The 13,331-nt window shown below is 70.1% G+C and carries 14 protein-coding genes; 3 read left to right on the top strand and 11 right to left on the bottom strand.

Going from position 1 to position 13,331, the window contains the following annotated elements:
• The first annotated feature begins 128 nt into the window (after positions 1-128).
• Positions 129-1,685 carry an ABC transporter substrate-binding protein gene (locus GA0115234_RS32835; protein ID WP_093549024.1) on the top strand — a complete coding sequence of 519 codons (1,557 nt, stop codon included), beginning with the start codon at positions 129-131 and terminating at the stop codon, positions 1,683-1,685.
• Between the two features lie 114 nt (positions 1,686-1,799).
• Here GA0115234_RS32835 and GA0115234_RS32840 read toward each other — a convergent pair whose 3' ends face one another.
• From GA0115234_RS32840 to GA0115234_RS32855, 4 genes are all read right to left on the bottom strand, one after another.
• Complete coding sequence (locus GA0115234_RS32840; protein ID WP_093549026.1) at positions 1,800-2,534, bottom strand: TetR/AcrR family transcriptional regulator; 735 nt, start codon at positions 2,532-2,534, stop codon at positions 1,800-1,802.
• A gap of 23 nt (positions 2,535-2,557) precedes the next feature.
• Positions 2,558-3,010, bottom strand: coding sequence for a thiol-disulfide oxidoreductase DCC family protein (locus tag GA0115234_RS32845; protein ID WP_093549186.1), 453 nt, complete (start codon positions 3,008-3,010; stop codon positions 2,558-2,560).
• Positions 3,011-3,015: 5 nt separating this feature from the next.
• On the bottom strand, positions 3,016-3,447 hold the full coding sequence (locus GA0115234_RS32850; RefSeq protein WP_093549028.1) for a hypothetical protein: 432 nt from the start codon (positions 3,445-3,447) through the stop codon (positions 3,016-3,018).
• Between the two features lie 67 nt (positions 3,448-3,514).
• The gene (locus GA0115234_RS32855; RefSeq protein ID WP_093549030.1) at positions 3,515-4,741 is read right to left on the bottom strand and encodes an MFS transporter; all 1,227 of its coding nucleotides are present in this window, start codon (positions 4,739-4,741) and stop codon (positions 3,515-3,517) included.
• A gap of 88 nt (positions 4,742-4,829) precedes the next feature.
• On the opposite strand from GA0115234_RS32855, the gene GA0115234_RS32860 reads away from it, so the two are divergent.
• Positions 4,830-5,339, top strand: coding sequence for a MarR family winged helix-turn-helix transcriptional regulator (locus GA0115234_RS32860; RefSeq protein WP_093549032.1), 510 nt, complete (start codon positions 4,830-4,832; stop codon positions 5,337-5,339).
• Positions 5,340-5,404: 65 nt separating this feature from the next.
• Here GA0115234_RS32860 and GA0115234_RS32865 read toward each other — a convergent pair whose 3' ends face one another.
• From GA0115234_RS32865 to GA0115234_RS32895, 7 genes are all read right to left on the bottom strand, one after another.
• The gene (locus GA0115234_RS32865; protein WP_093549033.1) at positions 5,405-6,208 is read right to left on the bottom strand and encodes a hypothetical protein; all 804 of its coding nucleotides are present in this window, start codon (positions 6,206-6,208) and stop codon (positions 5,405-5,407) included.
• Positions 6,209-6,220: 12 nt separating this feature from the next.
• Positions 6,221-6,811 (bottom strand): hypothetical protein, encoded by a 591-nt coding sequence (locus GA0115234_RS32870; RefSeq protein ID WP_093549035.1) that lies wholly within the window; start codon positions 6,809-6,811, stop codon positions 6,221-6,223.
• 178 nt (positions 6,812-6,989) lie between these two features.
• Entirely contained in the window at positions 6,990-7,748 is a 759-nt protein-coding gene (locus tag GA0115234_RS32875) for a succinate dehydrogenase iron-sulfur subunit (protein ID WP_093549037.1), read from the bottom strand.
• On the bottom strand, positions 7,748-9,502 hold the full coding sequence (sdhA, locus tag GA0115234_RS32880) for a succinate dehydrogenase flavoprotein subunit (RefSeq protein WP_093549039.1): 1,755 nt from the start codon (positions 9,500-9,502) through the stop codon (positions 7,748-7,750). Before sdhA ends, GA0115234_RS32875 begins: the two co-directional genes overlap by 1 nt.
• A gap of 29 nt (positions 9,503-9,531) precedes the next feature.
• Positions 9,532-10,005, bottom strand: coding sequence for a succinate dehydrogenase hydrophobic membrane anchor subunit (locus GA0115234_RS32885; protein WP_093549041.1), 474 nt, complete (start codon positions 10,003-10,005; stop codon positions 9,532-9,534).
• A 5-nt stretch (positions 10,006-10,010) separates the two neighbouring features.
• Complete coding sequence (gene sdhC, locus GA0115234_RS32890) at positions 10,011-10,391, bottom strand: succinate dehydrogenase, cytochrome b556 subunit (protein ID WP_072486591.1); 381 nt, start codon at positions 10,389-10,391, stop codon at positions 10,011-10,013.
• Positions 10,392-10,671: 280 nt separating this feature from the next.
• Positions 10,672-11,196, bottom strand: coding sequence for a 2-oxo-4-hydroxy-4-carboxy-5-ureidoimidazoline decarboxylase (locus GA0115234_RS32895; RefSeq protein WP_093549043.1), 525 nt, complete (start codon positions 11,194-11,196; stop codon positions 10,672-10,674).
• Positions 11,197-11,503: 307 nt separating this feature from the next.
• Here GA0115234_RS32895 and GA0115234_RS32900 point away from each other — a divergent pair, with 307 nt between their 5' ends.
• On the top strand, positions 11,504-13,102 hold the full coding sequence (locus GA0115234_RS32900) for a beta-N-acetylhexosaminidase (protein WP_093549045.1): 1,599 nt from the start codon (positions 11,504-11,506) through the stop codon (positions 13,100-13,102).
• Positions 13,103-13,331: the final 229 nt, after the last annotated feature.

The following is a 13,331-nucleotide window of genomic DNA, read 5'->3' on the forward strand; positions in this document are numbered from 1 at the left end:
AAAAGGCTATGAGTCACAGTTTTGCTCTTCCAGATGTGAAATTCGTGTGATTGGCTGATCGTGAGCATGCGGTGATGTGCGTATCTGAGCGCAACGCCGAGGTGGGGCTGGTAAGGGAGAGCACGGCAATGCGGTCGATCCGGCTACGGATTCTCGCGATTCTCGCGGTTTTGGTCATCGCAGGCGTCGTCGCCTGGCAGCTGCTGCCCTCGGACGAGGTGAAGAAGGACCCCATCGCGGTCGGCACGACCGACGAGGTCACCTCGCTCGACCCGGCCGGTGCGTACGACGCGGGTTCCTGGGCGATGTACAGCAACATCTACCAGTCCCTCATGACGTTCAAGTCCGGGGCGATCGTCCCCGAACCCGACGCCGCCGAGAGCTGCGGGTTCATCGGCCAGAAGCTCCAGACGTACCAGTGCAAGCTCCGTGACGACCTGACCTTCTCCAACGGCCGCAAGATCACGGCCGAGGACGTCAAGTACTCCATCGAGCGCATGATCAGGATCAAGACGGACGTCGGTCCATGGGTGCTGTTCCCGAGCCTCAAGAACGTGGTGGCCGACGGCCGCACCATCACGTTCAACCTCTCCTCGCGCGACGCGACCTTCCCGCAGAAGCTCGCCACCGGAGCCGGATCGATCGTCGACCGCGAGTCGTACCCGCCGAACAAGCTCCGCAAGGGCAACACCGTCGACGGCTCGGGCCCGTACCTCCTGAAGTCGTACCGGGCGGGCCAGATCGCCGAGATGGTGCCCAACCCCCTCTACAAGGGTGCGCTGAGCAAGACCGGTGTCCCGGTCACCGTGCACTACTACGACAAGGGCGACGACCTCCAGGCCGCCTGGAAGGCCAAGCAGCTCGACGTCACGCACCGCGAACTGCCGCCGGCCACGCTCGCCGAGCTGAACCCCGGCGACCCCGACCTGCGCGTCACCGAGGCGGACAGCGCCGAGATCCGCAACCTCGTCTTCAACGTCCGGCCCGGCTCCCCGCTGGCCGACAAGAAGGTCCGGCAGGCCATCGCCTCGATCATCGACCGCGGGCCACTGGTGACCGGCGTCTACAAGGGCACGGTCGAGCCGCTCTACTCGCTGATCCCGCAGGGCTACATCGGGCACAGCACACCGTTCTTCGACGCCTACCCCTCGCCCGACCCGGCCCGCGCCAGGAAGCTGATGGAGGAAGCCGGCGTGCAGACACCGGTGAACATCAGCTTCGGCTACCGCGGCGGGGACGAGACCTACGCGAAGGAGACCGCGGAGCTGCGCCACCAGCTGGAGGCCGACGGGCTGTTCAAGCTCACGGTCCACGCCGTCGACTGGAAGCAGTTCCAGAAGGCGTACGCGGCCGGCAAGTACGACGCGTACACGGTCGGCTGGCTCCCCGACTACCCGGACTCCGACACCTTCAGCCAGCCGCTGGTCGGCCGCGACAACAGCCTCCACAACGGCTACTCCAGCAAGAAGGTGGACAGCCTGATCAGCTCCACCCTCCAGTACAGCGACCGCGGGCGCACCGCGGCCGACTTCAAGGAGATCCAGGCGCAGGTCGGCGAGGACGTGCCGCTGGTCCCGCTGTGGCAGAAGAAGGACTACGTCGTCAGCACGACGGACGTCTCCGGCTCGCAGTACCTCTCGGACGGCACCGGCCTGTGGCGGCTGTGGGAGCTGAAGCGGATCTGACGGTCCCCGGCGGCCCGCCGGACAGCACACGGGCGGTCGTACCGGCACTGCCGGACGACCGCCCGCCGCGTTTCCGGGCCGCGTCGGCCTTGGGCGTGTACGGCGGGTCGGGGCCTAGCCCGGTTCGCCGGACCGTTCCCGGTCCTCCGGCCTCGCGGCGCCGGGCAGGAACTCCTCCAGCACGTCATGGATCTGCCGCACCAGCGGTCGCAGGACCCGGAACCGGGAGAGCGCGATGGCGCGGGCGCCGATCGGGGCGGCGCGTTCGACCAGGCGGCGGCTGCGCGCGGTGTGCTCCGTCCGGTCGTAGACCCAGAACAGCACCAGGCCCATCTGTATCAGCCACATCAACTGCGGCAGCAGCTCCGCCAGTTCGGGATCGGTCTTGGTGTCCGAACCGGCCAGGCACCGCCGGTGGATGGAGATCGCCGCCTCGCGGGCCGCGACCGACTCCGCCGAGAACGGGCTGAGCGGGCTCTCCGGGTCGGCGGCGTTCTTGAAGAACTGGGCGGCGAAGCGGTGGTACGGCTCCGCCACGTCCAGCCAGGTGAGCAGGACCCCGCGCATCCGCACCGCGAGGTCCTCGTCGCCGTCCAGGACCGGTTGCACGGCCGCCGCGTGCTCGGCGGCGAGCCGGTCGTAGAAGCCCTGGACGAGGTGTTCCTTGTTCGTGAAGTAGTAGTAGGCGTTCCCCACGGAGACGCCGGCCTCCTGGGCGATGGCCCGCATCGTCGTCTTGTCGTAGCCGCGCTCCTGGAAGAGCCGGAGCGCCGTTTCGAGGATGAGTGTGCGGGTCTGCTCGCTCTTGGGGGCCTTGACTTCCTTCACGTCCTTCGCTTCCTTCACCACAGTCCCGAGGGTATCCGCCGCCGTCAGCCCTCGGCTCCGGGGACCGTACAGCCACCCTCCCCGTCCCGCCCGCCGCACGGCGGAGCGGTCAGGGACCGGTACTTCGCGGCGGCGAGCACGGTGGCGCGGGCGAACGGGCGGCCCGCCGGGGTGGTCAGCCAGTGGGCCCTGGGCCGGTGCTCGGCCAGCGCCCAGAGGCAGACGATCCACGCGGCGGTGGAGCGGTAGACCTGCCCCCGGTCGGCGACCACCGTGATCTCGTCCAGCGTCCCGGCGTGGTCGAGCCCGGGGAAGCGGCGGCGCGCCTCCTCGGAGGCCGCCGGGACGAGATCGAGCGGGACGAGCTGACGCTGGTTCATCAGCCACTGCCGCAGATGGAGGCAGAGCGCGCACCGGGCGTCGTACAGCACCGTGAGGCGTTCGACGGGGAGCCGCTGCCCATGCGGTCCGCCCGGCCCGCCCGGTCCGTCCGGCACGGTGCTCAGGCCTTCGGGGCGGGCGCCGCCCACGGGCCGGTGGCCGGACCCGTCCAGCCCTGCGGGGCCACGGGCGGGGTCTGCTCACGCTCCATCAGGCCGCGGCGGCGGATCTTGTTGAGCACATAGACATTGCCGAGGTGCATCACACCGAGGACGAGCAGGACGACGCCGAGCTTCACCGACAGTGCCTCGAAGAGCCCACGGGCGTCGACGACACCGTCGGAGTTCCTCAGATAGAGGGTGACGAAGCCCAGGTTGACCAGGTAGAAGCCGACCACCAGCAGATGGTTGACGGCTTCGGCGAGCTTCTCGTTCCCGTGCAGCACATCGGCGAGGAACACCCTCCCGTTGCGGCTGAGCGTGCGCGCGACCCAGACGGTCAGCGCCACGCTGATCAGCAGGTAGATGACATACGCGACAACAGTGAGGTCCATGCCCCACCCTCCCTTGAACGCGTTCAAAAGCTGTTGTCATGGACTGTAGACCTGCTTTTGAACATGTTCAAGCCTGGGTCGCGAGTGCGTGCTCCACCGGCTTGCCGGGCGCCCCGAAGCGCCGTACGCCCGGTGCCGCCGCCGTCCCCAGGCAGGCCGCGCCGACCACCACCGCGGCGACGGTCAGGGGTACTTCGGCGCCCCAGGCCGAGGTCGCGAGCGGGGCCAGGGCGTAGCCGAGCGGCATCGCGCCGAGGGAGAGCAGCCAGTCGTAGGAGGTCACCCGGGCCAGGGCGTGGGCCGGTACGGCGGACTGGACCGAGGTCTCCCAGACCGGGCCGAGGAAGCCGAGCCCGGCCTGGGCGACGCCGTACGCGGCGACGGTGAGCGCGACGGGCGCGTGGGCGGCCAGCAGGCCGAGCGGCAGGGCGTAGGTGGCGAGGCCCAGGTTGGCCACCAGGACCGGGCGGCGGGGGCGGATCCGGCCGGCCAGCAGGGAGCCCAGGAGCAGGCCGACCGCGCCGGTCTGGAGCAGGGCGACCCAGACGCCCTTGCCGCCCGGCTCCCGGACGAAGAGCGCCGGGCCGACCGTCATCAGGACGGCCGCCGCGCCGTTCCAGGCGGCGTGCGCGATCAGGCTCGTCCAGTACCAGTCGCGGCCCCGGACCTCGCTCCAGCCCTCCTTGAGGTCGGTGAGCAGCGAGCGCCTCGGGATGGGTACGTGCCGGACCTCGACGGCGGACAGCAGTACGGCGCTCACCGCGAAGCTGGCGCCGTCCAGCACGAAGGCCCAGCCCGGACCCGCGGTGAGGATCAGCACCCCGGCCAGGGCCGGTCCGCCGAGCCGGGTGGAGCTGTTGACGACCGCCATCAGTGCGTTGGCGCGCAGCAGCCCGGACTCCGGCACGGTGCCGCGGATCAGGGGCGAGGTGGTCGGCATCGCGAACGCCCCGGCGGCCCCGCCGATCGCCTCGGCGAGGGCGATCTGCCAGAGCGCGGGGGCGCCGCCGAGCAGCTCCACGCCGACGAAGAGCTGCGTCGCGCACCGTACGAGATCCGTGGTGAGCGCGACCGTACGGGCGTTGAGGCGGTCGCCCACGACGCCGCCCAGGGGCAGCAGGAGCAGCTTGGGGACCATCGCGCAGCCCAGGACGAGGGCGAGTGCCCCGGTCGAGCCGGTGGCCAGATAGACGGCCAGGGAGAGCGCGGTGGGGATGACGGCGTCACCGAGGAGCGAGAGGGTGCGGCCGATGAAGAGCAGGCGGAAGGCGCGCGTGCGCAAGGGGTGCGGCATGCGCGCGAATCTATTTCGGTACCGAATTATTCGTCAACGAAATATTTGATTCCGAAGGATTCCTGGTGGCCGGGCGTAGGCTCTCCCCATGGAGCGACGCGACTGGACCGATGGACATGTGGAGCGCTGGAAGCCCGTGCTTCCCGGCCTCGATCCCGAGGTCGAGGGCGCGGTGACCCGCATGAAGAAGCTCTCGGTCCATCTGCGCCGGGTACGCGAACAGTCCCTGGTCGATTTCGACCTGGACCGCCAGGAGTTCGACACGCTCCACAAGCTGGCCGGACGCGGCGGGAAGGCGGCCCCCTCCGAACTCGCCGCCGACCTCGACCTCGCGCCCGCCTCCGTCACCGGCCGGCTGGACGCGCTCGAACGGCGCGGCTTCGTCCGCCGCACGCCCTCCACCACCGACCGCCGGCGGGTCGACGTGGAGCTCACCGACGAGGGCCGCTCGACCTGGCTGGGCGCGATGGACGTCCTCGGTCACGAGGAGTACCGGCTGCTCGGCGTCCTCGACAAGGACGAACGCACGCTGCTCAACGACATGCTGCGGCGCGTCATGGTGGTCGCGGAGGACCGGGGCGGCGCCGCCTGGGACTGAGAGCGTCCGGCAGCGGGCCACGCGGCGCCGCCCGGGACTGAACGCACGGGCGTTCGCCCGTGCGTTCAGCGGGGCCCGTCGGCCGCCTCGTCGGGACCGGCCACGGCGCTCTCGGCCAGCTCCGCCCTCAGCTCGTCCAGGTCCTTCGCGAGGAACCGCCCGAGCGCCTCGTCCCACCGCCCGGCCGCCTCCTCCACCGAGGAGCGGAAACCCCGGCGCAGCGGCACGCCCGCGAGCAGCAGCGCGAACGCGGCGACCGGCCGCAGCAGCAGCCGCCCGTGTACGACCACCGTGACATCGACGCGCCACAGGCCCGGCTCCGCCCGGCGCGGTCGCAGAGACAGGCGGGCGACCCCCAGCCGGTGCTTCAGCCGTACGGTGGCCGGCGCGCGGGCCACCGGGGGCGCCCCCGGCGGCAGGGCGGCCGCCGCCCACCAGGCGGCCAGGTCGAGCGAGGCCCTGCCCGACAGGCGGTGCAGCGAACCCGAGCCCTCGGGCCCCCGCAGCCGCCCCTCGGCCTCCAGCGACGCCGGACGGTCAGGGCTCCGCAGCCGCAGGGCCATCCGCCCGGACGACTCCGGTGACCGCATCAGCTGTTCGACGGCGATCACGCTGCCGCGCCGCCACTCCCGTATCACCGTCGTGTCCGGCTCGCCGGAGTCGGGGCCGTGGGACTCGTACCGGGCGCCGGGCCGCAGATGGTGGCCCTCGACCAGGGTGAGGCCGGGGACGGCCCGCCCGTCAGGCAGTACCACGGACCGGCCTCGGGCCCGGGTGGACTCGACGAGATCCCAGACCAGCCCGGCGTACGCGTCGAGCCGTTCACGGTCCGGCGCGCGGACGGTGACGGTGTGGTGGAGGCGGGGCATCGGCGACGGCCGTCAGAGGCTCATCGCGCGGGCCGTGTTGAGCTGGGCCATCACCATGGGGAAGGTGTCGGGGCCGACCGCCGGGATCATCGTCGAGTGGTGGCGTCCGCCGCTGGTCACCGAGACCTGGACGAAGCCGGTCGTCTGCTTCTCCTTCATCAGGAGGAACAACAGACCGACCAGACAGAAGAGCGCGAAGACGATCGCGAGCACGATCCCCACCGTCGGGATCTTCTCCTCGGTGCGCGACAGGTCCGTCGCCGTCCACACCGCACCCTTGAGCGGCATCGGACCGGCCGGCGTCATGATCTGGTCCTGCATGACGGCGATGTCACCGAACGCCAGCACCGGCATGCCGGGGCCGGGCTGGGCGCCCGGCGGCGGGAAGCCCTGACCGGGCATGGCCGGCTGGGCCGCGAAGCCCGGGGGATAGCCGTAGCCGGGGCCCGGCTGGGCCGCGGACCCGGGCGGCGGCTGCGGGTAGCCGTACGCCGGGGCGCCCGGACCCGGCCCCTGGCCACCGGCGTCAGGGGGCGGAGTGCCCGGCTGCTGGGGCGGCCCCCACTTGTACGAGTCGTCCGCGTACGGATTGGGATCGCTCAACGTTCCCCGCTCTCGGTCGAGCCTGTGCGCCCCGGGCTCTGCTGCCCGGCGACGGCGAACCGGTGCCCGGTTCCGCACGACCGTACCGTCACGGTCCGGGCGGCGCAGCAAGAGGCCCCGTTCCCCGCGGTGTTGCCGCGGGGAACGGGGCCGGATGCGTCTGCCGTGCGGGTGGCGGTCAGAAGCGGCGCGTGATCAGCGCCCGCTTGACCTCCTGGATCGCCTTGGTGACCTCGATGCCACGCGGGCAGGCGTCCGTGCAGTTGAAGGTGGTGCGGCAACGCCACACCCCGTCACGGTCGTTGAGGATCTCCAGGCGCTGCTCGCCGCCCTCGTCGCGCGAGTCGAAGATGAAGCGGTGCGCGTTGACGATCGCCGCCGGGCCGAAGTACTGGCCGTCGTTCCAGAACACCGGGCACGAGGACGTGCACGCGGCGCAGAGGATGCACTTGGTGGTGTCGTCGAAGCGCTCGCGGTCCTCGGCGGACTGCAGGCGCTCACGGGTCGGCTCGTTCCCCTTGGTGATGAGGAAGGGCATGACGTCGCGGTACGCCTGGAAGAACGGGTCCATGTCGACCACGAGGTCCTTGAGGACCGTGAGGCCCTTGATGGCCTCGACCGTGATCGGCTTCTCCGGGTTGACGTCCTTGATCAGCGTCTTGCAGGCGAGCCTGTTCTTGCCGTTGATCCGCATCGCGTCGGAACCGCAGATGCCGTGCGCGCAGGAGCGACGGAACGTCAGGGTGCCGTCGATGTCCCACTTGATCTTGTGAAGGGCGTCGAGCACACGCTCCTTCGGGTCGATCTCGATCTGGAAGTCCTGCCACTGGACCTCGTCGGAGACCTCGGGGTTGAAGCGGCGGATCCGGAAGGTCGCCGTGATGTACGGCGAGGCGGCGGACTGCGCTTCGACCTTGTCCAGAGTCGGGGTTGCCATCAGTACTTACGCTCCATCGGCTGGTAGCGGGTCTGGACGACCGGCTTGTAGTCGAGCCGGATCGACTCGGTGCCGTCGGCCGCGACCTCGCGGTACGCCATGGTGTGGCGCATGAAGTTGACGTCGTCGCGGTTCGGGAAGTCCTCGCGGTAGTGACCGCCGCGGGACTCCTTGCGGGCCAGCGCGGAGGTCGCCATGACCTCGGCCAGGTCGAGCAGGTTGCCCAGCTCGATGGCCTCCAGGAGGTCCGTGTTGAACCGCTTGCCCTTGTCCTGGATGGACACGTCGAGGTAGCGCCTGCGCAGCTCGGCGATCTTGTCGACGGCCGTCTTGATGGTCTGCTCGGTGCGGAACACCATCACATTGGCGTCCATGCACTCCTGCAGCTCCAGGCGGAGCGTCGCGACGCGCTCGGTGCCCGTCGAGTTGCGCAGCCGCTCGACCTGCTCCTCGACCATCTGCGCGGGGTTCTCGGGAAGCTCGACGAATTCGTGCTTCGCGGAGTACTCGGCGGCGGCGATGCCCGAGCGGCGTCCGAAGACGTTGATGTCGAGCAGCGAGTTGGTGCCCAGACGGTTGGCGCCGTGCACGGAGACACAGGCGACCTCGCCGGCGGCGTACAGGCCCGGGACGACGGTGGTGTTGTCGGCCAGCACCTCGCCCTCGACGTTGGTCGGGATGCCGCCCATGGCGTAGTGCGCGGTCGGCTGGATCGGGATCGGGTCCGTGTAGGGCTCGATGCCGAGGTACGTGCGCGCGAACTCGGTGATGTCCGGGAGCTTGGCGTCCAGCTGCTCCGGCGGCAGGTGCGTGAGGTCGAGGTAGACGTGGTCGCCCTCGGGACCGCAGCCGCGGCCCTCACGGATCTCCGTGTAGATGGAGCGGGACACGACGTCTCGGGACGCGAGGTCCTTCATGACCGGCGCGTACTTCTCCATGAAGCGCTCGCCGTCCTTGTTGCGGAGGATGCCGCCCTCACCGCGGGCGCCCTCCGTCAGCAGGATGCCCATGCGCCAGATGCCCGTCGGGTGGAACTGGAAGAACTCCATGTCCTCCAGCGGCAGGCCCCGGCGCCAGGCGGCGGCCTGGCCGTCACCGGTCAGGGTGTGCGCGTTGGACGTCACCTTGAAGAACTTGCCGGTGCCGCCGGAGGCGAAGATGATCGCCTTCGCCTGGAAGACGTGGATCTCGCCGGTCGCCAGCTCGTACGCGACGACGCCTGCGGACTTCTTGACCCCGTCCACCTCCTGGAGCAGCAGGTCCAGGACGTAGAACTCGTTGAAGAACTCCACACCCTCCTTGACGCAGTTCTGGTACAGCGTCTGGAGGATCATGTGGCCGGTGCGGTCCGAGGCGTAGCAGGACCGGCGGACCGGGGCCTCGCCGTGGCTACGGGTGTGACCGCCGAACCGGCGCTGGTCGATCTTGCCCTCGGGCGTGCGGTTGAACGGCAGGCCCATCTTCTCCAGGTCGAGGACGGCGTCGATGGCCTCCTTCGACAGGATCTCGGCGGCGTCCTGGTCGACCAGGTAGTCGCCGCCCTTGATGGTGTCGAAGGTGTGCCACTCCCAGTTGTCCTCCTCCACGTTGGCGAGCGCGGCGGCCATGCCGCCCTGCGCGGCGCCCGTGTGGGAGCGGGTCGGGTACAGCTTCGTGAGCACGGCGGTGCGGCTGCGCTTGGTGGACTCGATGGCCGCGCGCATACCGGCGCCGCCGGCGCCGACGATGACGGTGTCGTACTTGTGGATCTGCATGATTTCCTCTGGTCCCTCTGGCCCGGCGCCTAGCGGATGTTCGGGTCGAAGGTGAAGATCACCAGCGTGCCCAGCAGGACGGTGAAGACCGTGGCGGTGTACAGCAGCATCTTCAGCCAGAAACGGGTGTTCTCCCGTTCGGCGTAGTCGTTGATGACCGTACGGAGACCATTGGCGCCGTGCAGCATGGCCAGCCACAGCATCGCGAGGTCCCAGAGCTGCCAGAACGGCGAGGCCCAGCGGCCCGCCACGAAGGCGAAGCCGATCTTGGACACGCCGCCGTCCAGCACCAGCTGGATCAGCAGGTGGCCCAGGACCAGGACGACCAGGACGATGCCCGACAGGCGCATGAAGAGCCAGGCGTACATCTCGAAGTTGGTGCGCGAACCCTTGGGGGTCTTGCCGGTCCGCTTGCGCGGCGGCTCGATGACCGGGGCCGGGTTGTCTACGTCGTACAGGCTGACGCCCTCGACGGAGCCGATCGCGGAGGACTCGGTGGACATTGGCCTCAGCTCCCGAATACTTCGCGTACGGCGTGGCCGAGGACCGGGTACAGCGCCCCGACCATCAGCACGACCCAGATGCCCACGACCGACCAGAGCATCTGCTTCTGGTAGCGCGGGCCCTTGGCCCAGAAGTCCACGGCGACGATCCGGAGACCGTTCAGCGCGTGGAAGAGAATCGCGGCCACCAGGCCGTATTCGAGGAGCGCGACGATCGGCGTCTTGTACGTGGCCACGACGTCGTCGTAGGCCTCGGGGGAGACGCGGACGAGAGCGGTGTCCAGGACGTGTACGAACAGGAAGAAGAAAATGAGGACACCGGTGACTCGATGAGCCACCCAGGACCACATGCCTTCCCGGCCGCGGTACAGCGTTCCAGCCGGCACGGAAGAACCCTCCGGGAGCGGGGATTGGGGCCGGCCGGCTTGACTGTCGGTCTGACCCGGCCGGGTACGGTCCACCGGCCCCGGCCATCGTAGCGACGCTTCGTCGGTTCGTTCGCGCGGGGGCCCGCGGTGTGATCAAAGTGGCAATCAAACAGGCACGGACGGGCTAGAAGGGGCTGGTGACCCCGTCCGCCGAGACCATTCCGTTATGAATCCGATATCAGTTCCATGAATTCGGTATCGGCTCCAGGGGTGCGACATCGGCTCCATGAGCCCGGAATCAGTTCCATGGGTCCGATACCAGCTCGATGATGCGGCCCCGGGCGAGCCGGCGCATCTCGTCCGCGGTGACGACCCGTTCCTGATCGGGTTCGTGGCCCAGTCGCCGCCGGATCCCGGCGAGCACCTGGTCCGGCTGCTCGGCCGGATCCAGCCCGTCCACGCACATCACGAAGACATGGCCGAAGCGGGACTCGTACGCGGCGTGCGCGGCCCGCAGCGCGAGATGCGCGGAGTGCGGCGCGGCGTCGTGCAGGCCGGGGGAGACCTCGACGGCGAGCGCCTCGGCGAGGTGCGCCGGGGACAGGTCGTAACCCGCCTCGTCGGCCGCGGCCAGCAGCGCGTCCAGATCGGGGTAGGGGCGGTGGGCGGCCAGCCGCTGCGCCCAGCGGCGGCTGCCGCAGCACTCCAGCAGGGCGGCCTCGGCCTCGGTGGGCGGCACCGCGTTGAAGCGGTCGAGGCCGGGGGTGTGCGCGGAGCCGGAACTCTGGGCGGGTACGGCCGTCCGGGTGGCCGGTTGCCGCAGTTGCTCCGGGAGGCCGGCGGGGGACTCGCTGGACCTGGACAGCGTGGGCTCCTCGGATCAACGGCATCTGTGACCCTGGAGCGGAAAGGGACGGAGGGGGTCAGGCAGATGCGGGGTGAAGGGAGAGACGAATGTGCCTCAAAGCTAGCGAGGAGGGGAAACGGACGTCCGACAAATGCGCGAACTTCACCCGGACGGGAGAGTTTCGACACGCCTGGTCAACCGTAATCCAAGGAGAATGCCCGGCTGTCTGCCTGATTCTGCCTGGTTCTGCCTTGTTTATGTACACAACGGAGGTTTCTGACCGATGTCGCCCTCACGCGGCGCTCTCGTGACCGGTGCGGTCCTCACCGCGGCGGCTGCCGCGACGATCGCCGTAGTCGTCTGGCCCGAAGGCTCCGATACCGGACTCGCCGGCGAGTCCTCGAACCCCCGCACCCCCGCGCCCGCCCCCTCGCCCACCCGGAGCTACCCGCTCTCCACCGCCCCGCGCACCATTCCCGCCGTACGGGAGCACATCGCGGCCCGGGGCCCCGGCTGGCGGCCCGGCAAGGACAGCGGGGTCGTCCTCGCCCACGGCAGCGGCACGCTCGGGGACGAGGGGCAGCTGCTGGCCAAGGAGCTGAAGATCCACTACCGGGGCGAGGTCCCCGCCCGCGCGGGCGATGTGGAGCTGGCCCTCGCCCCGGGCGCGGGCACCCCCGAGTCGTACACCCTCGACGTCCACGACGGACGGGTCAGGATCAGCGGACCCGACCAGGCCGGGGTCTTCTACGGGACCCGCACCCTGAAGCAGTCGGTGCGCGCCGACGGCGTGATGCCGGAGGGCGAGGTGCGCGACCACCCCGACCGGCCGCAGCGCGGCTTCAACCTCGACATCGCGCGCAAGTTCTACACCGCCGGCTGGATCGAGGACCGGCTGCGCGAGATGGCCGACCTCAAGCTCAACCAGTTCGGCCTGCACTTCTCCGACGACCAGGCCTTCCGCATCGAGTCCCGCACCCACCCCGAAGTGGTGTCGCCGCAGCACCTCACCCAGGCGGAGGTGCGGCAGATCGTCTCCCTCGCCTCCCGGCTGCACATCGAGGTCGTCCCGGAGATCGACTCGCCGGGGCACCTCGGCGCGGTGCTGCGGGCCCACCCCGACCTCCAGCTGCGCAATGTGTCGGGCACGCCCTCGCCCGGCTCGCTCGACATCTCCGACCCGGGCTCGGCGAAGCTCGTCGACGAACTCCTCGGCGAGTACACCGAGCTGTTCAGCGGCGCGTACTGGCATCTGGGCGCCGACGAGTACCTCGCGCTGATGGCACGGGACCCGGCCGCCTCGTATCCGCAGCTCCAGCGCGCCGCCCGGCAGAAGTACGGGGCGCAGGCCGGCATCAAGGACCTCGCGACCGGCTGGCTGAACGACCGCGCGGCGGTGGTGCGCCCGCACGGCAAGCGGCCCAAGGCGTGGAACGACGGCTTCTTCCGTGACGGGACCGTCCACGCCGACAAGGACATCGAGGTCGAGTACTGGACGGGCAAGGAGTACGGCGCCCGGCAGCCCGAGGAGTATCTGCGCGAGGGGCGGCGCCTGGTGAACCTCAACGACGAGTACCTCTATTACGTGCTCGGTCAGCCCAACAATTTCGTCTACCCGACGGGCGAGCGGATCTACCAGCAGTGGACCCCGCTCGTCCTGCGCGGCACCCAGCCGGTCCCGGCGCGCTACTCCGGCCAGATCCTCGGCGGCCGGTTCGCGGTCTGGGGCGACCTCCCGCAGGCGCAGACCACGGAGCAGGTGGCGCAGGGCATCCGGATGCCGCTGCGGGCGGTCGCCCAGAAGCTGTGGGTCCCGGGGAAACCGGCCCTGAGCTGGGAACGGTTCCGGGACCTGGCCGCACGGATCGACAAGGCGGGCTGAGCGGAATCCGCGTGGACAGCGCAGTGGGCGGAGGTTGGGTTCCGGATGCCGCGCGTTCCGGGGAGGGGCGCGCGTTCTCGTGTCCGGGCCCGGAATCCCGCGCTCGGACACCCGTGTTCAGAACCTTGGGGGGTTCCGCTCCATGCTCTGCTCCACCTGCCGTCTCAGACCGCCGGTCACCGACGACGGACGCTGTCTGCTCCGTGCCGGTCCGGCCGGTGCGGCGACG

Source organism: Streptomyces sp. DvalAA-43 (assembly GCF_900091725.1).
GTDB classification, from domain to species: Bacteria; Actinomycetota; Actinomycetes; order Streptomycetales; family Streptomycetaceae; genus Streptomyces; species Streptomyces pulveraceus.

Bases quoted from the DNA above. Each gene is read 5' to 3' on its own strand.
- GA0115234_RS32835 (WP_093549024.1), top strand. From the start codon at position 129: ATGCGGTCGATCCGGCTACGGATTCTCGCGATTCTCGCGGTTTTGGTC.
- sdhA (WP_093549039.1), bottom strand. From the start codon at position 9,502: ATGCAGATCCACAAGTACGACACCGTCATCGTCGGCGCCGGCGGCGCC.
- GA0115234_RS32855 (WP_093549030.1), bottom strand. From the start codon at position 4,741: ATGCCGCACCCCTTGCGCACGCGCGCCTTCCGCCTGCTCTTCATCGGC.
- GA0115234_RS32860 (WP_093549032.1), top strand. From the start codon at position 4,830: ATGGAGCGACGCGACTGGACCGATGGACATGTGGAGCGCTGGAAGCCC.
- GA0115234_RS32885 (WP_093549041.1), bottom strand. From the start codon at position 10,005: ATGTCCACCGAGTCCTCCGCGATCGGCTCCGTCGAGGGCGTCAGCCTG.
- GA0115234_RS32900 (WP_093549045.1), top strand. From the start codon at position 11,504: ATGTCGCCCTCACGCGGCGCTCTCGTGACCGGTGCGGTCCTCACCGCG.
- GA0115234_RS32865 (WP_093549033.1), bottom strand. From the start codon at position 6,208: ATGCCCCGCCTCCACCACACCGTCACCGTCCGCGCGCCGGACCGTGAA.
- GA0115234_RS32850 (WP_093549028.1), bottom strand. From the start codon at position 3,447: ATGGACCTCACTGTTGTCGCGTATGTCATCTACCTGCTGATCAGCGTG.
- GA0115234_RS32875 (WP_093549037.1), bottom strand. From the start codon at position 7,748: ATGGCAACCCCGACTCTGGACAAGGTCGAAGCGCAGTCCGCCGCCTCG.